A 21935-nucleotide genomic window follows, 5' to 3' on the forward strand; every position below is an offset into this window, starting at 1 on the left:
GGAGGGGTCCATTATTTAGCGTTGTCGAACGTGCGAGGGTGCCATTGTTTGCAAAAATGGCTCAAACTAAAAAAGACCTCCCCGCCACGCGTTCGGGCCATCCGCCTGGCCCGGCCCAGAGAAGGGCGGTCGCATGATCGGCCGGTGGTCACAGAGCCTGAAAAACCGGGGCCTCAACCCGGTGGTGGCGCTGGGCTATGCCGTGGTGGTGGCGCTGTTCATCTGGACGCTCGCGCAGTTCTACATCCCCGGCAAGGGCCTCAGCTACCTGATCGCGTTCGGCGCCCGGCAGGAACAGGCGCGGCTGAGCAAGATCCGCAAGCTCGACTATTATGTGACCAAGGGGTCGGACGGCTACGATGCGCAATATTATGTGCAGATCGCGATGGACCCGTCGCTGCAGAACCAGGCGCTGAAGCGCGCGGTGGACAGCCTGCCCTACCGGGGCCGCCGGATTCTCTTTGCCGCGACCGCCTACGCGTTCGGCCTGGGCCAGCCGGCGTGGATCCTGCAGGTCTTCGCGCTGCAGAACGTGGTGACCTGGTTCCTGCTCGCCGCGCTGCTGCTGCACTGGTTCCCGCCGCGGGGTTGGGACAATTTCATCCGCTGGGCCGGCGTGATGCTGTCGTTTGGGGTCTGCCTGAGTTTCCGCAACGCCCTGTTCGACGGTCCGAGCCTCCTGCTCATCGCGTTCGGCGTCTACCTGCTGGACAAGGGCCGGCCGTGGTGGTCCACCGCAGTGTTCGCCCTGGGCGGGCTGGGCAAGGAGACCAACCTGCTGGGCTCGGCGGCGCTGCTGCCGCGCCTCACCGATGGCCGCCGGGCCTGGGGCCTGGCGGTGATGCGCGGCCTGCTGACGGCGCTGCCGCTGGCGCTGTGGGTGATCTATATCGCGCTGGTGATCGGGGGAAAGGCCGGCGATGCCGGGGCGCGGAACTTCGACCTGCCGTTCTTCGCCTACGGCCGCAAGCTGCGCGATGTGTTCGACGCGCTGCCGGATTTGTCCGCGGCCAATGCCGGTCCGCTGTGGAGCCTCTGCATGTTGGTGGCACTGACGGTGCAGTTCCTCTATCTGGTGTTACGGCCGCAGTGGGCGCAGGCCTGGTGGCGCATCGGCATCACGTATGCCGTGCTGCTGATCTTCCTCGGCGACGCCGTGTGGGAGGGTTACCCCGGCGCCGCCTCCCGCGTGCTGCTGCCGATGCAGCTCGCCTTCAACGTGCTGGTGCCCACCGGCCGGGCGTGGTGGCTGGTGCTCGTGCTGGGCAACCTCACGATGCTGGCCGCGCCGGCGGCCTTGGAATCCCCGGCCGGTGACGGCTACGTGGTCCGCGGCCCCGACGCGCTGATCTACGGCGCGGGCCGGCAGAAATTCTCCCTCGATTTCGAGGACGACTGGTATCCGGTGGAGCGGCTCAACAGCGACTACTGGTGCTGGTCGGCGGGCAGCGCGGACATCGTGGCGCACAATCCACAGGCGGGGCCGCTGTTGGTGCGCCTGCGCTTCACGATCAGCGCGGACGGATGGCGCACGGTGCGGCTGCGCGTCAACGGTCTCGGCCTCTGGGCCTCCGAGCTGAGCCAGCACAGCAGTGTCGACGTGACGCTGAACGAGGTGGTGCTGCCGCCGGGGGAAAGCCGGCTGGAGTTCATCACCGACACGCCGTCCAGCCGCCTCGGAGGCGATCCGCGGCCGCTGGCCTTCAAGCTGCAGAACCTGCGGGTGAATGTGCAACAACCGCGGCCGGCGGGCGCCACGCCCTGACCCGGCCGGCGGGGGGCTCAGCGCTTGCAGGCGAGATAGCCCCAGCTGTGCAGCCGGTCGCCCGCGGCGTCGTAACGGTAGCTCTTGATCAGCGTCGCGCCGGCGCCGGTGAGAATGGCCTCGACCTCCGCCCGCGGCAACGCGTGCATCTCCATCACCGGGTCGGCGCCGAATTTATTCCGGAGGTCGCGCACCAGCCGCTTGAGCAGGGTGTCGGGCCAGAGAGTGAACGGCCGGGGCTGCGGGACGCTGCGCTCGCTGACGGCCGGAACCTGGAACAGGATCACGCCGCCCGGGGCGGCGACGCGCACAAATTCCGCGATGTAGCGGCGCGCGTAAACCGGTTCCATGTGCTGGAGGGTGATGATGCTGTAGACGAAGTCGAAGGTTCCGTCTGCGAGCTGGCTGAGGTCGTCCCGGGTGTTGAGGACGTAGTCCACGCGTTCGCCGTGCCGGTTGTATTGGCGGGCGAGCGCCAGCATCTCCGCCGAGATGTCGATGCCCGTGATCCGCGTGAAGTGCCGGGCCAGCGCCTGGGAGAGCCGGCCGACCCCGCAGCCGAAGTCGAGCGCGGTGCCGAAGCGGAGGGCGGGGCAATGCAGCAGCACGCCCTTGATCTCCGCGTCCACGGAGTCCACGCCGGTCTGGAAAAACTCGTCGACCCTCCACTGGTTGCCCTTCTTGCCCGCGTCGGTGAGCACGGCCCAGAACGGGTCGGTGCGGGCGAACTTGTCCCAATGCCTCTTGGTCCGGCTCAGGCGCATGGCAGGGTCACCAGCCGGCAATCGCCTCGAGCCGGCGGCGGTAGCGGGCCCCGATCGCGGCCGGGGAAAAATCGCGCTCGATGGTCGCGCGGGCCGCGGTCCCGAGCCGGGCCGCAAGGGCACGATCGGAAAAAAGGCGGTTCATCCACCCGGCCGCGTGGTCGACATCGGGCGCCGCCCAGGTCTGGCCCTTGGCGTAGGGTCCGTGGTTGCGGTCGAGGGTGACCAGGTCCGCCCGCACCGGGCAGCCGTTGGCGGCGTTGATGAACTCCGCGGTGGCGGACCAGTCCGTGCTGATGACGGGCTTGCCGAGATACATGCTCTCGGCCAGCGCGAGGCCGAAGCCCTCGGAGCGGTGCAGCGAGACGAAGCAGTCGCAGGCCGACTCGAGCTCGTAGATCCCGGCGCGCGTCAGGGTCTGTGTGATGAGCACGGTGCCGGGCAGCGCTGCGGCCGCGGCCTGCAGGCGCGCAAAGTCCGCGGGGTTGCCGGCGGTGTTGTGGACCTTGATGACGAGCGCGGCGCCGCGGCCGGCCAGGCCGGAGCGGCGGAAGGCCTCCAGCACGGCGGCGGGATTCTTCCGTTCCGAGTAGGAGTTCAGGTCGTAGAGGATGAGGAACAGGAACTGATCCACGGGCAGGTCGTATTTGGCCCGAAAATCGCCGGCGGGCCGGGCGAAGGTGATCGCGTGCGGCATGGTCAGCACCGGCACCGGCACCTTTTGCGCGATCGCCTCGGCGGCGAAGCGCGAGGGCGCCCACACCTCGTCGCAATAGTCGGAGAAGTGGATCCACGCGTCGGGAAACTCCGGCAGCTCCCAGGCCCAGTAGCCGATGTTATATTTGCCGCGGCGGAAGCCGGCGCCGTGGTGGTGGTCGAGGTCGCGCATGCCGGGCGGATCGAGGTGAAACACATTCACGGGATGCGGATTGGCCGCTTGCAGCTGCGCGGTGAAGGTGCCGTCGGAAAGCGAATTCTTGCACGGCAGTTTCAAGTCGACGAGCGCGAGCGGCAGCCGGTCCGCTTCGGCGGCGCGGGCCATGCAGCGGACGGATTCGCCGAGACCGAGGTCGGCGCGGAACCAGCCGGTGAGGTTCAGGCCGAGCTTCAGGAAGCGGCGCGCGAAGGCGGCGTTCCAGGGTGACGCGCGGTTGCCGAAGTCGAACAGCACCTCGCCGTCGGCCTCGAGGCGCGCGAGGCGCAACCGGCGATTGCGGGCCTGGGCGCGCCACGGCTGCAGGGCGCCAAGGCCGGTGACGCGGCCCAGCCAGGCGAGCAGGTTGCTCCCCGCCACGCCGGTGAGCTTGAGCGCGAGAATTTGCCCGTCCGAGCGGTCGCTGGCGGGCAGCGTTGCGGTAAGACGGAACGGCCCGGGGGGCAGGGCGGCCGCGGCGACCTCGCGGCCGTCGAGGCGCACGCTCAGGCCGAGTTCGCCGGCCGAGGTCGGGTTGGCGGGATCGGGCGGGAGCACCTCGCCGAAGAGGGCGAGTTGTTTGACGCCGGCCAACGGCGGCAGGGCCAGCTTGCCCTCTTCGCGGATCCAGTAGGAATCGGTCACGACGTCGTCGTGGAAGAGTCCGGTGAACTTGGGGCGGCGGCGGAGCGACATGCGGCGGGGAAAGGGCGCGCGGTTTATCGCCGAGGCGGGTGGGGTTGTAAATCTGGAACTGCCGCGCCGTCTTTTCGCTTCCCAAGCCGGAGACGCCCCGCGATAGTGAGAAGTCACCCAGATGCTGTATTACCTCACCGCCGCCGGTTTGATTGTGCACACATTTTTCTGGGGCCTGGGCCTGGCGTGGCTGACCCTGCCGCGTGCATGGCGCAGCTGTGCCTGGGCTTTCGCCCCCGGCTTCGGGCTCGCGTTGCAGTCGGCCGTGGTCTGGGCCGGAGCGCATACGTCGTTGCCGGGCACCGAGGCTTACGCGTGGTGGAGCGAACTGCTGCCGCTGGGGTTGCTGTTGCTCGCCGCCTGGCGGGCGGGCTGGCGACGGGCCCGCCAACTGCGCGAGGACGTGCCGCTGCTGCTCCTGCTGCTCGCCGCGGGCTGGCTCTTGATCACGCCGATGGCGCAGCGCGGAGCGTGGACGCTCACCTCGTCCTCGTTGGGCAGCTGTGACCAGGCGGATTACGCGGCGGGCGCGCGGGTTTTCCAGGAATTCTCCCGGGATGACCGCACGGGTTTTCTCGGCCTGCCCGAAGTCACCCGGGTGAGTTCGGTGGACTATTTTTTTGATTTCTGGCTGCGGTTGAATCATTTCACCCCGTCGGCGCTCATTGCGCACAACGGCGCCATCTTCGGACTGGAGCCGTATCAATTGGTGAGCCTGACCGGCGCCGTCCTGGTGCTGCTCAACCTGCCGGTCGTCCTGTTGCTCGCCCGGGTTGCGCTCGGCCTGCGCGGCGCGGGGCTGCTGGGGCTGGCGGCGTTGTATGCGCTTTCGCCTTTGACGTTGTATGCCGTCCACCACGGCGCGCTGGGCCAGCTTTATGCCGCCCAAGGGATCGGCCTGCTCACCCTCGCGATTTTTGGGGCGCGTGCGACGCAGCGCGGCGCCGAAAGCGAGTGGCGCTATGCGCCTCTCGCGCTGGCGGCGTTCTGGCTGCTGGCGGGAAGTTACAACTTCATCCTCATCGTGGCGCTCGCCCCCGGCGCGGCCTGGCTGCTGGCCGACTGGTGGTGGCGGCGGGACACCCGCGCACTCGGGCGCACCTTGCTGATGCTGGGCACGATGTTCGCGGTGAGCCTGGTGCTTTTCTGGGGCCGCTTCGTCGGGTTGCGTGAGCGCTTCCAGCTGTTCGAACAATACAACTTCGGCTGGCCCGTGCCGTTGCTCACCCCCGATGGCTGGCTGGGCCTGGTGCGCGGGTTCGCTTTGCAGGGCTGGCCGGTGCTGCCCCGCGTTGCCCTGGGGCTTGCCGTCGTCACGCTCTGGCTGGTCGGAGTGCGGGCCTATTGGCGGCGCGGGAAGGACCGGGGCCGCGCGCTGGCGGCCTTGGCGTTGGTGCTGCCGGTGGCCTTGGGCTGGAGTATGCTGGCGTGGCAGACGCCAACGCGCGCCAACGCCAGCTACGACGCCTACAAGATACTCTCCGTTTTTTATCCGGGCCTGCTGGTCGGGCTTTGCTGCTGGCTGGCGGCGGCCCAGCGCGCCTCGCGGCGCGCCCAGCTTGAAGCGGGCGTGCTGTTTGCGGCCGTGCTGGTGGCCAACGCGTCAGTGGCCATGGATCTTTTCCAACGCATGTCCTTTCCGCCGCTGCGGGTGGACCGTTTCCTGGTCGACCTGGGCCGGCTGGAAAAGAATCCCAAGGTCACGTCCCTCAATATCAAGCTGGACGAGTTTTGGGCCCGACTGTGGGCGAATGCCTTTTTGCTCAAGAAACCGCAGTATTTTCCCGTGCATACCTACGAGGGCCGCCTCAATACCGCACTCAAGGGTGAATGGGACCTGAGCGACAGTCTGCTGCGCATGGTGCCGCTGAACGCCGAGGATTTCATCAGCGTCAACGATCGGTTTCATGTCACGCGGGTCGCGGCACCCGATCGCATCAGCCTCTCATTTGGCACCGGTTGGCATCAACTCGAAGGGACGGGGGGGAACCGCTGGCGCTGGTCCTCGGGTGACGCCCAGTTGCGGCTGAACAACCCTGCGACCGAGCCGGTCCGGGTGCGACTGACCATGACAGTGCTGGGCATCAGCCCGCGTGACCTGCAGTTGCGGCTCGATGATACCAAACTTGGCGGCCGGCGGCTGGACGGCAATATCCAGAGGCTGAATTACCGGGAGATTGTGGTGCCGCCGGGCGATTCGGTGCTGACTCTGCACTCCGCCATGGCGCCGGAAATTCCTGCCCGGGGGGGCGACCAACGCCTGCTGTCGGTTGCGCTGCATGGCCTGACGTTGTGGGCACTGCCGCCGCCACCGTCACCGCCAACATCGCCGCTTCCTCCTCCTCTGGCGAATTGAACGGCCTGTTTTTATAGCGCGTGCAACCTGACGAATACCGCAAGATGGCCGAGGTGGAGGACACTATGTGGTATTACCGCGCCCTGCACCGGCACGTGGAGCGCAGCCTCACGGCCGTGCTGCCGGCCGGGGGCGCGCGGGTGCTCGACGCCGGCTGCGGCACGGGGGGCTTGCTGTGCCGGCTGCACGCGACCCGGCCGGAGTGGGTGCTCACCGGCTTGGATCTTTCCCCGCTGGCCGTCGGGCGGGCGCGCGGGCGCGCGGGCGGCGAGATCGTGCAGGGCTCAATCGCCGCGCTGCCGTTTGCCGACGCGCAGTTTGACGCGATCGTGTCCTGCGATGTGGTCTGCCAAGTGGCCGACCCGACGCAGGCCGTGCGCGAGATCCACCGGTGCCTCAGGCCCGGAGGATTCGTCGTGCTGACGATGCCGGCCTATCAATGGATGTATTCCTACCATGACCGGGAGGTCGGCAACCTGCGCCGCTATTCGCGCGGCGAGGTCAACACCCTGCTCGGTGACGCCGGCCTTGCCGTCCGACACAACACTTACTGGAACACGCTGCCGTTTCCCCTCGCGGTGGTGCGCCGGAAACTCCTGCCGCCGGCGGCCCCGGCCAGCGATGTCCGGCTGTTCCCGGCGCCGGTCGAGGCGGGGTTCAACGCACTGATGGCGGTCGAGCATGCCTGGCTCGGGGCGGGCGGTCGCCTGCCCGTCGGGAATTCGGTGCTGACTGTGGCGCAAAAATCCCAACAGTCCGGGCCGCACACCCCATGACGCCCGCCCTGAGTTTTGTCATCCCGCTCTACTACAGCGCGGACACCCTCGCCCCGCTGGTGAAAGAGATCGAGGCGCTGTCGATCGAGGGCGGCCACGAACTGGTGCTGGTCAACGATGGCAGCCGCGACGCCACGGCCGGCGTGTGCCGCGAGCTGCTGCGCGACGCCCGCATCCCGATGATCTTCGTCAACCACGCGCGCAACTACGGCGAGCACAACGCCGTCCTCACCGGCTACCGGCACGCGCGCGGCGCCTACATCGTCAACCTCGACGACGACGGCCAGAATCCCCCGGCCGAGGCGGTGAAGCTCTGGCAGCACGCGAAACGCGAGGGACTCGACGCGGTCTACGGCCGCTACGCGCAGAAGGAGCACTCGGTGTTCCGGAACCTTGGCAGCTGGCTGACCAACCGGATGACGGACTGGGTGCTCGACAAGCCGAAGGGGTTTTACCTCTCCAGTTTCCGCTGCGTCAGCGCGTTCGTGGCGAAGGAGGTCGCCGCGCACGACGGACCCTATCCCTACATTGACGGACTCATCCTGCAGGTGACGCAGAACATCGGGGCGCTGGAGGTGCACCATGCGGAACGGACGGCCGGCGAAAGCGGCTACACCCTTCGCCGGCTGCTGCGGCTCTGGCTCAGCACCTTCGTCAATTTCTCCGTGATGCCGCTGCGCCTGGCGACGCTGCTGGGCCTGATCATGGCGGCGGCCGGCCTGTGCGGCCTGCTGTTTGTCTTCTACCTGCGCTACACCAACAAGGGCCCCGACTACGGCTGGGGCTCGCTGATGGGCGCGCTGCTGGTTTTTTCCGGCACGCAGCTGGTGGTGCTCGGCCTGATCGGCGAATACATCGGCCGGATGTTCCTGACCGTGAACCGCCGGCCGCAGTCGGTCGTGCGTTCGGTGGAGCGCGCGGGCTAGCAATTGGAGGCGGGGTGCCCTCACTCCGCCTCCAAAAAATCGGCAGCTAGATCTGGTCGGTCCGCACAGGCGGAAGCGGCGGGGGTGGAGTGGCGCCTTCCAGCAATTCGCGCCAGCGCTGGCGTTCCTGCGCCATCGCCGCCGCCACACCTTCGCGCACCGCCAACGGCGGCGCCGGCCAAAGCAACAAATAGGCAAGCGCTGATTGAACCGCGTGATAGTCGAACACTCCGGATTGGTCGGCATGGGTGACGACCTGGTGCCGGCTCCAGTCCTTGGCGGCGAGCGCGGCGATCGGCTGCGTCCAGCGCTGCACGAGCCGCCAGGTGTTATGTTCGTTGCGCAGGTTGCGGCCGGCCGAGGCGCTGATGTGATGCCGCACCACGCTCGTCAGAGCGACGTAGTGATGCAGTCCCGTCGCGGTCGCACGCAGCGCCAGGTCGATGTCCTCACTGCCGTTGATGAAACCCTCATCGAAGCCGCCCAGCCGCTGCCAGGTGGTGCGGCGAAGGCCGAAACAGGCGCCGGTCAGCGCGTCTACCTCGCGGCAGGCCGGCCAGCCGAGCCAGCGCGTGGAGATGGACAGATCGGTGCGGTGGGCGGGTTTGCCCTGGTGGTTGAAATAGATACCCGCGTGGTCCACGGTGCCGGTGGCGGCATTGAGCTGCACGTTGCCAATGAGGCCAGCGTGCGGGCAGCGATCGAAGGCGGCGAGCATCGGCTCGAGCCAATGCGGCAGAAGCACGAGGTCGTTGTTGAGGAAGAAGATGATTTCGCCCGTTGCCGCGGCCGCACCGCGGTTGCAGGCGCCGGCGAAGCCGAGATTCCTTTCGTTGAGAATCGTGCGACAGGGGGCCGGCAGGTTCTTGAGCCACGCCCGTGTGCCGTCGGTGCTGCCGTCGTCCACGAGGATGATCTCGCCATCCAGGCCGGGCGGCAGGGTCTCCCGCAGGCTCGCCAGCATGGCCTGCGTCAGCGGCAGGCAGTTGTAGAGCGGGATGATGAACGAGACCTTCATGCCGGGCACATCAACGTGTAGCAGCCGGCCGGTGCGCCGCACGCCGAATCTTAACCGAGCAGCCGCTTCAGGTATTGGCCGTAGGCGGACTTGCCGAGCTGTTTGATATTGGCCTCGAGGCCGGCGCGGTCGATCCAGCCCTGCTTGTAGGCGATCTCCTCGATGCAGGCGATCTTCAGGCCGGTGCGGTTCTCGAGCACATGAACAAACTGGGCGGCCTCGATGAGCGAGTCATGCGTGCCGGTGTCGAGCCAGGCCGTGCCGCGGCCGAAAAGCTCGACGTGCAGCTTGCCCTGTTCGAGATAAAGGCGGTTGAGGTCGGTGATCTCCAGCTCGCCGCGGGCGGAGGGCTGGAGGCTCTTGGCGAGCTTCACGGCATCGGCGTCGTAGAAATACAGGCCCGGCACGGCGTAGTGGGACTTCGGATGCTTCGGCTTTTCCTCGAGGGAGAGCACGCGGCCGTCTTGGGCGAACTCGACCACGCCGTAATCCGAGGGATTGGCGACGTGGTAGCCGAAGATGGTGGAGCCGCCGGTGCGAGCGGAGGCCTCGGCGAGGGAGTGCACGAACTCCGCGCCGTAGAAAAGATTGTCGCCGAGCACAAGAGCCGAGGGTTCGCCCTTGAGGAATCCCGTGTCGCCGGCGATGTGGAAGGCCTGCGCCAGGCCGTCGGGACTGGGCTGCTCGGCATAGCTGAACTTGAGACCGAGGTTGCGACCGTCGCCGAGGAGCTTCTTGAAATTCGGCAGGTCGGTTGGCGTCGAGATGATGAGCACCTCGCGGATGCCCGCGAGCATCAGCACCGACAGCGGGTAATAGACCATCGGCTTGTCGTAGACCGGCATGAGCTGCTTGCTCACGGCGATGGTCAGCGGGTAGAGGCGGGTTCCCGATCCACCGGCCAGAATAATTCCTTTGCGATTCATGAAAAAAGATTAGAGCGGGACACAGAGAACACGGAGAAAGACACAGAGGCCACAGGGAAATTCAGGATAGGTTGGTTCAGCACTCAGTGACCTCCGTGCATGCCCTGGGCACTCTGTGACAAAATCAGACCTTGGTCCCGAGGCGTTCGCGGGAGTATTTCTTGCTGGTGATATCAGCGGCCCAAGCCCGGTTCTTCAAATACCAATCCACGGTCTTTTCGATGCCGGTGGCGAAGGTCTCGAGCGGCTTCCAGCCGAGCTCGCGGTTGATCTTGGCGGCGTCAATGGCGTAGCGGCGGTCGTGGCCGGGGCGGTCGGTGACGTAGGATATCTGGGACTCGTAGGGCTTCCCGTCGGCGCGCGGAGCCTTCTGACCGAGCAGGGCGCAGATCGTCTTCACGATCTCGATGTTCGGTTTTTCGTTCAGACCGCCGATGTTGTAGGTCTCGCCGGCGCGGCCCTGCTGGAGCACGAGCCAGATGGCGCGGGCGTGGTCCTCGACATAGAGCCAGTCGCGGATCTGCATGCCGTCGCCGTAGACCGGCAGTGGCTTGCCCTCGAGGGCGTTGAGGATCATCAACGGGATAAGCTTCTCCGGGAAGTGATACGGGCCGTAGTTGTTCGAGCAGTTGGTGGTCAGCGTCGGCAGGCCGTAGGTGTGCCGGTAGGCGCGGACGAGGTGGTCGCTGGCGGCCTTGGAGGCGGCGTAGGGCGAGTTGGGCTCGAAGTTGTGATTTTCCGTGAACGCCGGCGCGCCGGGCGCGAGCGAACCGTAGACCTCGTCGGTCGAGACGTGCAGGAAACGGAACGCGGCCTTCTTCGGCTCGGGCAGCTTCGTCCAGTATTGCTTGGCGGCGTTGAGCAGGCGGAGCGTGCCGGTGACATTGGTCTGGATGAAGGGCTCGGGCGAATCGATGGAGCGGTCGACGTGCGACTCGGCGGCGAAGTTCGCCACGGCGTCGATGGCATGCCCGGTCAGCAGCTGCGCGACGAGGGCGGTGTCGCCGATATCGCCGTGGGTGAAAACGTAGCGCGGGTCACCCGCAAGGTCGGCGAGGTTGGCTGCGTTGCCCGCGTAGGTAAGGGCGTCAAGGTTGACAAGCTTCGTCAGGGCCGAGCCCTTTTCCGTGAGGCGCTGGCGGATGAAGTTGGAGCCGATAAAACCGCAGCCGCCGGTGACGAGGAGATTCATGGGGCGAGTCAGGTGGCTTTGACCCAGCGGCGGAGGTCGCGCTCGACGGCCGCGTGCACCTCGGTGAGCTTGATGCCGGCGGCGGCGAGCTTGCGGGAATCCATCACGCAGTTGGAACGCGGGGTCTTGGCGGCCTTGGTCATGAAGTCCGCCTCGTCCTTGAAGAAAGCGAAGTCCTTGCGCGAGACACCGGTTTTCTTGATCAGCTCGACTACCTCGCGGGTGGTGACGTGGCCGGGGTTGGTGACGTTGTAGGTGCCGAAGGGCACGCGCTGCTCCCAGCACGCGAACGTGGCGGCGACGAACTCGTCGAGCTGCGAGATGGAGTTCTCGGCCTCGAGCAGGGTCGCGTAGCGCATGAGCTTGCTCAGGTAATTGCGGGCGCTGTCCACCTCGTTGAACGGGATGCGCAGGCGCCAGATGAAGACGTTGGGCGCCCCGGCCAGCACCTCCTCGCCGAGGGCCTTGGTGCCGGAGTAGAAGCTGCAGTGGTTGGTGCGGAAGGTGAAGTTGGGCGTATCGGTTTCCCTGAACCCGGAGCCGTCGGGATTCTTGCCGCTGTAGATGCAGCCGGAGGAGACGTGGCCCCACGGCACGCCGGCGTCGGCACAGGCCTGGGCGATGGAGCCCGGCAGGACGGCATTGCCCATGAGGCACTCTGACTTGTGCAGCTCGCAGGCATCGACGTTGGGCTTGCCGGTGTAGCCGGCGGCGTTGATGAGGAACTGCGGCTTCTCCCGGCGGAGCAAATCCGTCAGGGCGGCGCGGTCGGTATAGTCGAAGTCGGCCCGCCGCACATTGCGGAAGGGCAGGCCTTTGCGCGTGAGCAGTGCCTGATAGGCCGCGCCGACATAACCTGAGCCACCGAGCAGATAAATCATGGAGGAGTTACTAGGAATAATGAAGGCCCGGAGGTCAACACGACCGTTGCACGGGCCAAAAGGGTCATTTTTTCCGGTAATCCCCGCGGCTGAAATACTTCTCCAGCCACACATAGGCGCAGATGAAGAAGTAGCGGCTGCCCATTTCCTTGATCTTGAGCTTGGCCTCGCCGTGTTTGCGGTTCTGCCAGGAGATGGGGATGACGGTCCACGTGTAGCCGCGAACGATGGCCTTGAGCGGGATCTCCACCGTGAGGTTGAAGTGCGGCGCCAGGTAGGGCCGGCCGCCCTCGATGACCGTGCGCCGGTAGGCCTTGAAGGCGTTGGTGGTGTCGTTGAGCGCGATGTTGAAGCCGATCCGCACCAGGAAATTGGCCAGGCGGTTGACCCAGAGCTTGACGCGCGGGTAATCGACGACCTCGCCGCCCTTGATGAAGCGGCTGCCGAAGACGCAGTCCCAGCCTTCGTTGAGCAGGCGCCAGTAGCGCACGGCGTGCGCGGGCGAATCGGAGGCATCGGCCATCATGATGACGCACGCGTCGCCCTTCATCTGGCCGAGGCCGTAAAGGACCGCGCGTCCAAAGCCATTCTGGCCGGGATTCTGCACGGGCGCCAGCGTGGGCACGGTCTGTTTCAGTTCCGTCAGCACCGCCCAGGTCCGGTCCCGGCTGCCGTCGTCCACCACGACAATCTCATGCGGCACGCCCTCGCGCTGGAACGCCTCGTAAATGTCTTTCACCGTGGACGGCAGCGAATCCTGCTCGTCCCGGGCGGGGATCACGACGGAGTAAAGGTGAAGTGGTGCCTGGAGGGGGGGCCGGGAGCGCGATGCAAGCATCGCCCTGATGTTTGCGACAAAACCCCACGCGGCAAGCCTGCGCTAGCTAGCGCGGGGCCGACAGTTCCAGCCAGGCGGCGTTCTGTTCCGCATGGACCGCGATTTCCTCGAGAATCGCCGGGGTGGGCATGGCGGGTTTCCAGCCCCAGATGGTCTTCGCCTTGGTCGGGTCGAGCACAATCCACGGAATGTCGAAAGGCCGCGGCGTGCCGTCCTGCACCACGGTGTGCGGGCCGAAGCGGCCGGCGCACCAGTCGCTAAGCTGCTTCAGTGACATGGCCGAGGTCGCGCCGCCGGAGAAATTCGCGAGCCGGTCACCCACGGCGAGCTTGGGCGCCAGGAACTGCTTTTCCAGTACCGGCACGAGGTCGCGCGGGTGCAGGCAGTCGCGCACCTGGTGGCCGTGTCCGCCGAAGCCGAGATACTTGAGCGGGCGCCGCCGCCGCCAGGCGTTGATCCAGTAGGCGAAGATGCCCTGGTCGGCCCGGCCGAACTGCCCGGCGCCCGCCAGCACGCCACAGCGGTTGATGAAGACGGGGAAGCCGAACGTCTCGCCGTATTCCAGCGCCATGGCCTCGGAGGCCAGCTTGGTGGCGCCGTAGAGCGAGATGGGCGCGGTCGTGGTGAAATCCTCGGCTAGGCCCGCGACCGTCAGCCCGGCCGGCAGGGATTTGGCGGCGTCCGGCGCCAGCGCGTCGTTCTTCACGACGACTGGCAAGGCGGTCAGTGGCGCGATCGAGTAGACCCGGCTGGTGGAAAGCAGGATGAAGCCTGCTTTGTGCGCCTTGCAGTATTCGAGCACGTTGATCGTGCCGGTGAGGTTGTGGTCCACGAGTTCGCGCGAACTCGTCTTGCCGTCCACGCCGGCCAGCACGCTCGGGTTGGCGGCGGCATCGACCACGAAGTCGGCGGCCGGCAGCGCGTCCATGGCGGGGGCGTCGCGCAGGTCGGCGGTGAGGACCTTGATGCCGAGCCGTTCCAGCGGCGCGCGGTTGGACTCGCTGCCGGGGCGGATGAAATTGTCGAAACCGGCGACCGCGTGGCCGGCGGCGTGCAGCGACCGGGCGAGGGTGCTGCCGACAAAACCGCAGATGCCGGTGATCAGGATGCGCATGGGTTGAGGGAAACAGACGGATTCCGTCAGGTGAAGCGGGAAAACCGCCGCCGGCCTACTTGGGCCCGGGGTCGGACTCGCGGTGGAGCCGGAGACTCGCGAGATACACCCAGTCCCAGGCGGTGTCCCCATATGGCCCCGGGTCCGTCTGGAGCACCAGGATGGAGCCCGGGGTGAAGGGCGGCAGCGTCACCCGGGCGCTTTGCAGGCCGCGGTCTCCGGGCTGGCGGGCGGGATCGAGGAAGCGCTGGAAAACCGGGTGGGTGGATTCGGGGCTGATGATCTCGAGGATAAGTTCCGCCCCGTTGCTCCGGCCCCGCTCGTAGGCTTCGGGGTCGAAGCCGAACTCGAGCGAGACCTCGCGGACCTCGCCGTCGAGCGGCCATTCCACCTGCGCCGGAGGCAGGAGCATGACGACCTTGCGTCCGCCGATGACCCTCTGTTGCAGCTTGTCCAGCGTGCTGCTCGGCGGGGATAGCGCTGATTTTGCCGACGGCCGCCCCTGGCCGACCAGCTGCCACAGGCGCGTGGAGTTCAGATCGCGCAGGCTGGCGAGTCCGTTGCGGGCATAGATGCGCGCATCGATCAGGTCGACGACGAGGGTGTAGTTTTGGCGGATATAGTCGGCCAGCGCCGGCCAGCTCTCGTGCGCTTGCTGGGCCCGGTCCAGGAAAATGAAGGCCCCCTGGCCGACGGCGTCCACAAACACGGCGGGAGCGCTGCGCTGCAGGTCGGCAAGATAGGCGGCCCGGTGATAGGCTTGTTGCGGATTGTCCTGGATCGACCAGAGGGTGGTGCCGTCGCGCGTGGCTTGGGGCAGGCCGCTTTCCACATGAAGGTGGCAGGCCCAGCCCCAGATGCCGAGGGTGTCGTCGCGCCCGGCCAGCGCGTGCAGCACCATGGCGGCGCTGGAGCGGGGATACCGCCAATGATGGACAAAGCCGCCATAGACGGGCGCCGGACCCGATTGCAGGCTGCGCGTGACCAAAGGCAGCAGCCCCACCGCCAGAAACACCCCGGCCAGCGCCAGGCGGGGGCGCCCGGCCGGTAATTGCCGCCACCAGCCGCCCAGCCCCGCGCCGAACCAGAGGGCGAGGGGAACCGGCAGCAGCAGGACGTAATGCAGGTATTCGCGGCGGGGGGCGATGATCGCCACGAAGGCCGCCAGCGTGATGGCGCCCCCGGCCACCAGCAGCGCGGAGAGGCGCACCCGGCGCCAGAGAAAATACGCGGTGGCAGCCAGCAGTCCAACCCCGGTGGTGCCGAGGAGCAGGGGGAAGCGGCCGTCGTCCTGGGCATTGCGCCACAGGGCGCGCAGGGCCTCGCCGACGGGTGCGACCTCGCCGGTGCCGACGTAGAGGATGTTTTGCAGAACGTATCTCCGCCACGCGGCCTCGAGCTGCCCGGTGGCCGCGGCCAGGCCGGCGATGAGCAGGGTGGGCAGGGCGGCCGCCAGCAAAACCTCCGCCGACCGGCGCCAGCGGAGCGACGTGGCGACTCTGGGCTCGCTCAGCTCCTGCCCCCAAGCCCAGCTGATGAGTGCAAGGCCGATGGGGGCGGACTGCAATTTGGTCCAGGGCAAGGCCCCGGCGACGAAGCAGGCGGCCCAAAGCCGGAACCGGTCCGCGGGCAAGCGGCCGGCCAGCAGACCAAAAACCACGGCGATCAGGAGCAGGGGCAGGTTTTCCGTCGAGAGGTTGGTCAGCTCGGGATGGGTGACCGTGGCGAAAAAAGTAGCCGCGGGCAGGAGGCCGAGCCAGGCGGCGGTGCGCCCGAAGACCCGCGCAAGGGCCCGGAGACAGACGAACAAGGCGCCCCAGGTCAGCAGAACGCAGGTCAGCCGCGCGGTGAAATAATCCAGCGGCGCGCCGACCCAGTGCCAGGGCACCAGCAGGTAATAGTTGAGCGGACCCGAGCTGCCGCCATCCACGGACCGCCAGAATACCGGGTCGTGCGCGAGCGTCATAGCGCCGGCGATCAGCTGGCTTTCGTCGGGGTTGTATTCATAGGCGACGAGCAAAAACGGCCAGCGCCACGCGAGCAGGAAAAGGAACAGCACGAGGGCATCACGCCAGGTTGCCCGTGACGTCGGATCCGCCGGTCCCGGGGCCTCGCGTCCGATTATGCACCCCAGCCACGCGACCAGCATGATGCTGGCGGCTCCCACCAGGATCCAGTAGCTGCCCGGGTGGAGATCCAGCCACTGGAAAAGGGATTTCAACATGGGGTGGGGAAGGATCCTCGCCGCGCTCAAAGGCGCTGGAAGCGGTATTTCAACCAGGCCCAGATCCACATCGGGGGGTCGCGGAACATGGAGACCTTTTTGCCTTCCTTGAAGGAGCGCGAGGTGTACTTGACCGGGATCTCGACCGGCTTGTAGCCCTTGCGCACGAGCTTGATGAGCAGCTCCCAGTCGAAGTCGAAGCGATTGCTCTGGAAGGTGAGGCCCGCGAGGCACTCGCGGCGGAACACCTTATACATGGTGAACGGGTCGCGCAGCGTCAGACCGAGCGACACGTCGAGCAGCGCGGTGAAGAACCAGTGGCCGGCGTTCAGCACGAAGGCGTGCAGCGCCTGCTCGTCGAACTTGCGGATGAACAGGCTGTCGCCGTGGCGCGAACCCAGCACGAAGGTGTGTGTGTTGGCGGTGAACGGCACCAGCAGTTTCTCGTAGTCGGCGAGGTCGTATTCGAGGTCGGCGTCCTGGATCAGCACCACGTCGCCGGTCACCTGCGCCAGCCCGGTACGGACGGCGCGGCCCTTGCCGCGCGGCCGGTCTTCGAGGAGGATTTTGACGCCGGCATGGCCCTGGTAGCCAAGCACGATGTCGCGCGAACCGTCGGTCGAGTTGCTCTCGATGATGATGATCTCGAGCTCCCAGCCGGCGATGCGCTTGGCGGTGAGCGCATCAAGCGCGATCTTCAGCGTGGCGCGCTCGTTGTAAACCGGAACGACGACGGAAAGCTTCGGGTGCGCGGGCAGCGGGGCGAAGACGGGTGGGCGGGGGGGACTCATGCGGGGGCCTGGCCGGAATTAGTGACCGGCGCGCTCCGCCAAAGCCAGACAAAGCCCGAGAGCAACAGGAGGAAGCCCGCGGCGCCCAGCCAGAGCGCCAGCGTGAAATGCTGCGGCCAGTAGGCGAAGGTGATCTCGTGCCGGCCGGGAGACTCGATGGCTACCCCCTTGAAGCTATGGTTGACGCGGAAGTAACGCGCGGGTTTGCCGTCCACCGTGACTTGGAAGTCTTCCACATAATAAGCCTCGGTCAGCACGGCGATACCGGGCGCGGGCGCATCGATGACAAACGAGGTGTTGTTGCTCGTCAGGCGATAACCGGTGGCGGCGCGCACGGTGCGACTGGCGAGGTCCGCCGGCAGCTTCGGCGCGTCGGTCTGGCCAACCTGCGTGGCGGCGAAAGGCCGGCGGTCGCCGGCGCGGACCTGCGCGGCGAATTCCTTCGGAGTGGCGTAGGAACCGAGCCGGTCGGTGAAGAACGCGCGCGGCCACGCCGTCGGACTGGCGTAGACGTCGAGGTCGAGCTGCTTGAGCAGCTTCACCCCGGCGAACGTCTGCGCCGGGTCCGCGTGGTCGGCGACGTAGTGCGTGACGTTCATCAGATCATGCCCCGGCAACAGGTCCGGCGCCTCCTCGGCCTTGGTGAACCAGTCCCAGACCCAGACGCGCCGCATGCCGAACTCGATCGCGAGTTCCTGGTAGAAAGGATTTCGGACGGCATCCACGCCGTAGAGGCTCTCCCAGTGCAGCGCGGTGTTGTAGGAAGGGAAGAGGGTGTTGCCCCAACCGACGACGCGGCCGGGCTCCTTACGCTGCGCGTCGAGGAATTGCGCGCCCGCCGACGCCCCGTGGAGGTCGGTGCGCAGCCCGGGAACAAAGGCGTAGGCGTTGAAGAAGGTGTCGCCGAACTGGCAATGCCGCCAGAGCAACAGCGGCCCGCCGAGCACGAGCGCCACCCACAACACGCCGGGTCGCGACGTCCGTGCCGCCCAGCGGAGGGCAAGCGGCAGCGCCGCCGCGGCCAGCACCAGCGCCGTCGCATAACCGGTGAAAAAAGGACTCTTGGCGCCGCCGCGCGTGGCCGCGAAATAGACCGCCAGCAAGGCGGCCAGCCCGGCAAAAACCCACGCGAGGTGGCGGCCCCAGCCGGTTTCCCGGCGACGCTCCAGCGCATCGCGCAGTCCGCACCCCGCGAGCACCGCGACGACGATCATGAGCACGCAGGAGAAGGTGTTGCCGGTGTGAATGATGTTGCCGACGAACGGGATCCTTTTGACCACCGCGACCGGCACCAGGCCGAAGGCGAACGCCAGGGGCGGCACGGCCGCGAGCAGCAGCGCGAGGCCGGTGCGGTCACGCCGCCACAGCCGCGGGCTCACCACCCACCACAGGGCCCCCAGCAGGAACACAAAGTTGAGCGCCGGCGCGACGATGATCTCGTCCACGACCGTCTGGCGGTAGAACATGTCGTCGAAGAAGCCGACGAACTGGGCGAGGGGCAGCGTCACGGCGCCCGGCGAGTCGTAGCCGGTGACCGAGTGCTTCCACGCCACGAGGAACGCCATCCAGCCCGGGGCGGCCAGCAGGGCGAAGCCGATCCCCGCCACCGTGGCCAGCGTGAGAAGCCGCGCGCGGCGGCCCGCCGTCTCGGGTCGCAGGAACAGCAGGAGCACGCCCGCGAAATTGAGGCAGGCGATCAGCATGTAGGCCTCCTTCATCGTGCCGCTGGTCATGACGAGCCAGTTGCCCGTCACGAGCGCCAGCAGCCAGCCCGCCTCGCGGCGGCGCGTGTCGGCCGCCAGCAGCCCGGCCCACGCCCAGAGGATGCACGGCGAGTAGCACACGCTGAAGTTGGCCGGATGGACAAGTCGGAAGGTGAAGAAGGCGACGAAGGCGCCGGCGATCGTCACCACGAGCGACGGAACCAGGTGGCGTGTCAGCAGCCAGACGATGCCGCCGAGACCGGCCGCGAGCAGCCAGTGCGCGATGAGGAAGCGGAGGTCCCAGGCCCAGGCGGCGCCGTCGGCGAAGATGGTGAGGAAATTGAAGGGATCGCCGAACATTGACTGGCCCTGGCCGAGCAGCGGCTCGCCGGCGAGCGACCAGCGGTTCCACAGCGGCAGTTCTCCGTGGCCCAGCAGGGCTTCGCGCTGCGCCATCGGATAGTAGAGATGCTGGAAGAGCAGCGCGCCGGTGTCGGAGCTCATCGTGTTGGTGAACATGTATTCGTCCGAGCCGGGCAGGGTGGGCAGCCCGCCGTAGAGCATGAGTCCGCCGTTATTGGGCGAGGCGAAGCTGCGTCCCTGGAACAGGACGGGGTGGCATTGCACGGCGACCGCGACCACGGCCGTCAGGGCGATGGCGGTGCGCGGGCGGTCGCGGAGCCACGTGCCCAGCGGAGCCACCAGGTGCGTCAGGCGGGTCGCCACGGCGGGGATGCCGAGGAGGAGGCCAAGGAGGAACACCGGCACCGCGACCGGCAGGCCCAGCTTGAACCAGATATACGGGTTGCTCGGGAGGTGAAGCGGCGTGTGCAACGTCAGCGTCAGGATGGGGTCGCGGGCGTCGGGCGTGGTCTGCACGAGGACAGTGTCGCCGTGGACTTCCAGGCGGGCGATCTGGTTGAAGGCCTTGAAGTCGGCCGGGCTGAAGGAGCGCACCACCTTGCCGCGGTAGTTGACGATCTCGGCGTGCGAAAGAGTGAAGGTGCCCACGCCGTCGATGGGATCGAAACGGAGGGCCTGGATGTCGCCCATCGGCATCATGTAGCGGTAGACGACCGGCTTGGGCTCGATCTTCAGCGGCTGGCGGGAGGAATCGTTCTCCCCGTAACCGCGGCCCAGGTCCCAGAACAACTGGGTCGTGCCCGGTGAGGTGGAGGTCAGCGTGATGTTAAACAGGTAGTAGTCACGCCGGACGACGCTCGTGGTCATGAACGGCAGGGCGGCGGCCACCGCCAGGACCAGGGCCAGCGCGGTCGCCCGCCAGTCAATCCATGATTTCATCTGGAGCACCAAGACGGATAAACATGCCGCCCAAGGAAGCAGACCCGGGCAGGCAGGTGAAGTGGGAAATGCCCCCGGGGTGAGGGTATTTCTTTGTTGAACATGGCGTGGCGGCCGAAGTTTATTGGGGGCGACAAACCATGAAAAATATTCTCCCCCGCATCCTCCTTTTCGTCCTGCTCGCCGCGACAGTTCCCGCCTACGCCGTCAACCGGGTGGTGCGCATCGCCGCCCCGGCCGAGGCGGCGGCCGGTAGCAACGTCACGATTACCGTCATCGCCAGCACCGATGCCGCCGACGGGGAGCAGATCGGCTTCCTGCATGCCGACTATTCCACCGACGAGGGCAAGACCTGGACGCAATTCTGCTATGCGGAGAAGTCGGGGGCCGAACTGTCCCGGTCCGTCAGTTTTTCGGTGGGCGCCAAGGGCGTGAAAACCCTGATCCGGGCCCGGGTTGCCTTCCGAGGGGGCAAGGCGGGCGACGTGGACTTCAAGGGCAACGCGATCCAGTGGAGCGATACTTGGGAGAAATGGCGGACCCCGCCGACCAGGTTCGCCATCATCTACGTGCCGCGGTAAGCTGCCGGAATGTTGAACTCAGGCGGAGGCCGGCCGCCGGCGCCAGGCTTCGACGATTTGGCGGATGGTCTCCTCCAGCGACTGCGTGATGTCCCATTTCGGATAATGGGTGCGCATCTTCCGCAGGTCGGAGTAATAGCAGATGTGGTCGCCGGCGCGGTTCTGCTCGACGTAGGTGTGCACCTGCGCCTTGCCGGTGAATTTCTCGGTGAGCTTGAAGGCTTCGAGAATGGACGTGCTGTTGGCCTTGCCGCCGCCGAGGTTGTAGACCTCGCCCGCACGCGGCGCATCGACGAAGGCCGCCATGAAGCGCGCGACGTCGAGCGAGTGGATGTTGTCGCGGACCTGCTTCCCCTTGTAGCCAAAGACGCGGTATTCCTTTCCCTCAAGGTTGCACTTCACGAGGTAGGAGAGAAAGCCGTGCAGCTCGACGCCGCTGTGGTTCGGGCCGGTGAGGCAGCCGCCGCGCAGCGCGCATGTCGGCAGGTTGAAGTAGCGGCCATATTCCTGCACCATCACGTCGGCGGCGACCTTCGACGCGCCAAACAGCGAGTGCTTCGACTGGTCGATGGTGAACGTTTCTGGGATGCCGTGCGCATACGCCGGATCCGCGTAGTCCCAGCGTGTGGCTTGCTCGACCAGCTTGATGGCGTTCGGGGCGTCGCCGTAGACCTTGTTTGTGCTCATGTGCACGAAGGGCGATTCCGGGCAGACCTGCCGCGCGGCTTCGAGGAAGTTCAGCGTGCCGACGGCGTTGGTGTCGAAGTCATCGAACGGGATCGCCGCGGCGCGGTCGTGCGAGGGCTGGGCGGCGGTGTGGACGAGAACCGACGGCTTCACCGACTTGACCAGCGCGAGGACGCCGGCGCGGTCGCGGATGTCGAGCTCATGGTGGACGAAGCCCTTCAGCTCCGCGGCGAGGCGCTGCTGGTTCCAGCGGGTGTCACCCTGCGGCCCGAAGAAGACGGCGCGCTGGTTGTTGTCGACGCCGTGGACGGTGTAGCCGAGGGAGGCGAAATAAACGCAGACCTCCGAGCCGATGAGGCCCGAGGAACCGGTGACTAGAATCGTCTTGGCCATAAGGAAAAGGGAAGGGCTAGCCATACTGGCGGGCGAGCCCATTTCCAGCCGATTCTGGCGAGATGAATTTTTCCCGACCTACAAAAATC

Annotated in this window: 17 protein-coding genes; 5 read left to right on the forward strand and 12 right to left on the reverse strand. The window is 66.8% G+C overall.

The features are described 5' to 3' along the window. Nucleotides 1-133: 133 nt before the first annotated feature. Nucleotides 134-1765: a DUF2029 domain-containing protein gene (locus tag BLU29_RS11325; protein WP_091057899.1), complete on the forward strand. Its 1632-nt coding sequence runs from the start codon at nt 134-136 to the stop codon at nt 1763-1765. 17 nt (nt 1766-1782) lie between these two features. Here BLU29_RS11325 and BLU29_RS11330 read toward each other — a convergent pair whose 3' ends face one another. Beyond that, nucleotides 1783-2529 carry a class I SAM-dependent methyltransferase gene (locus BLU29_RS11330; protein ID WP_091057902.1) on the reverse strand — a complete coding sequence of 249 codons (747 nt, stop codon included), beginning with the start codon at nt 2527-2529 and terminating at the stop codon, nt 1783-1785. 7 nt (nt 2530-2536) lie between these two features. Continuing rightward, on the reverse strand, nt 2537-4138 hold the full coding sequence (locus BLU29_RS11335) for a glycosyltransferase family 4 protein (protein ID WP_091057904.1): 1602 nt from the start codon (nt 4136-4138) through the stop codon (nt 2537-2539). A 121-nt stretch (nt 4139-4259) separates the two neighbouring features. Between BLU29_RS11335 and BLU29_RS11340 the strand changes: the two genes are divergently transcribed. Genes BLU29_RS11340 through BLU29_RS11350 form a run of 3 tightly spaced genes read left to right on the forward strand, consistent with a single transcriptional unit; the run spans nt 4260 to nt 8196 of the window. Further along, nucleotides 4260-6494: a hypothetical protein gene (locus tag BLU29_RS11340; RefSeq protein ID WP_091057906.1), complete on the forward strand. Its 2235-nt coding sequence runs from the start codon at nt 4260-4262 to the stop codon at nt 6492-6494. A gap of 20 nt (nt 6495-6514) precedes the next feature. Further along, nucleotides 6515-7270 (forward strand): class I SAM-dependent methyltransferase, encoded by a 756-nt coding sequence (locus BLU29_RS11345; RefSeq protein WP_157693807.1) that lies wholly within the window; start codon nt 6515-6517, stop codon nt 7268-7270. Continuing rightward, nucleotides 7267-8196 (forward strand): glycosyltransferase family 2 protein, encoded by a 930-nt coding sequence (locus BLU29_RS11350; protein ID WP_091057910.1) that lies wholly within the window; start codon nt 7267-7269, stop codon nt 8194-8196. The genes BLU29_RS11345 and BLU29_RS11350 overlap by 4 nt, the downstream gene beginning before the upstream one ends. Nucleotides 8197-8242: 46 nt before the next feature. On the opposite strand, the gene BLU29_RS11355 is transcribed toward BLU29_RS11350, so the two are convergent. From BLU29_RS11355 to BLU29_RS11395, 9 genes are all read right to left on the reverse strand, one after another. Next, nucleotides 8243-9214, reverse strand: a complete 972-nt coding sequence (locus BLU29_RS11355; RefSeq protein WP_091057911.1) for a glycosyltransferase family 2 protein — start codon at nt 9212-9214, stop codon at nt 8243-8245. A gap of 50 nt (nt 9215-9264) precedes the next feature. Then, nucleotides 9265-10140: a glucose-1-phosphate thymidylyltransferase RfbA gene (gene rfbA / locus BLU29_RS11360; RefSeq protein WP_091057914.1), complete on the reverse strand. Its 876-nt coding sequence runs from the start codon at nt 10138-10140 to the stop codon at nt 9265-9267. A gap of 124 nt (nt 10141-10264) precedes the next feature. Next, nucleotides 10265-11332: a dTDP-glucose 4,6-dehydratase gene (rfbB, locus tag BLU29_RS11365; RefSeq protein WP_091057916.1), complete on the reverse strand. Its 1068-nt coding sequence runs from the start codon at nt 11330-11332 to the stop codon at nt 10265-10267. 8 nt (nt 11333-11340) lie between these two features. Beyond that, on the reverse strand, nt 11341-12213 hold the full coding sequence (locus BLU29_RS11370; protein ID WP_091057918.1) for a sugar nucleotide-binding protein: 873 nt from the start codon (nt 12211-12213) through the stop codon (nt 11341-11343). 64 nt (nt 12214-12277) lie between these two features. Further along, on the reverse strand, nt 12278-13051 hold the full coding sequence (locus tag BLU29_RS11375) for a glycosyltransferase family 2 protein (RefSeq protein WP_091057921.1): 774 nt from the start codon (nt 13049-13051) through the stop codon (nt 12278-12280). Between the two features lie 46 nt (nt 13052-13097). Continuing rightward, nucleotides 13098-14165, reverse strand: a complete 1068-nt coding sequence (locus BLU29_RS11380) for an NAD-dependent epimerase/dehydratase family protein (protein ID WP_091057924.1) — start codon at nt 14163-14165, stop codon at nt 13098-13100. Between the two features lie 55 nt (nt 14166-14220). Beyond that, nucleotides 14221-16389, reverse strand: coding sequence for a hypothetical protein (locus BLU29_RS11385; RefSeq protein WP_091057926.1), 2169 nt, complete (start codon nt 16387-16389; stop codon nt 14221-14223). A gap of 26 nt (nt 16390-16415) precedes the next feature. Further along, nucleotides 16416-17180 carry a glycosyltransferase family 2 protein gene (locus tag BLU29_RS11390; RefSeq protein WP_091057929.1) on the reverse strand — a complete coding sequence of 255 codons (765 nt, stop codon included), beginning with the start codon at nt 17178-17180 and terminating at the stop codon, nt 16416-16418. After that, entirely contained in the window at nt 17177-20185 is a 3009-nt protein-coding gene (locus BLU29_RS11395; protein ID WP_157693808.1) for a hypothetical protein, read from the reverse strand. Before BLU29_RS11395 ends, BLU29_RS11390 begins: the two co-directional genes overlap by 4 nt. A gap of 140 nt (nt 20186-20325) precedes the next feature. Here BLU29_RS11395 and BLU29_RS11400 point away from each other — a divergent pair, with 140 nt between their 5' ends. After that, the gene (locus BLU29_RS11400) at nt 20326-20766 is read left to right on the forward strand and encodes a hypothetical protein (RefSeq protein ID WP_091057933.1); all 441 of its coding nucleotides are present in this window, start codon (nt 20326-20328) and stop codon (nt 20764-20766) included. A gap of 18 nt (nt 20767-20784) precedes the next feature. On the opposite strand, the gene BLU29_RS11405 is transcribed toward BLU29_RS11400, so the two are convergent. Continuing rightward, on the reverse strand, nt 20785-21846 hold the full coding sequence (locus tag BLU29_RS11405) for an NAD-dependent epimerase/dehydratase family protein (protein ID WP_091057935.1): 1062 nt from the start codon (nt 21844-21846) through the stop codon (nt 20785-20787). Nucleotides 21847-21935: the final 89 nt, after the last annotated feature.

Origin of the sequence: Opitutus sp. GAS368 (assembly GCF_900104925.1) — a bacterium.
Taxonomy (GTDB): Bacteria; Verrucomicrobiota; Verrucomicrobiia; order Opitutales; family Opitutaceae; genus Lacunisphaera.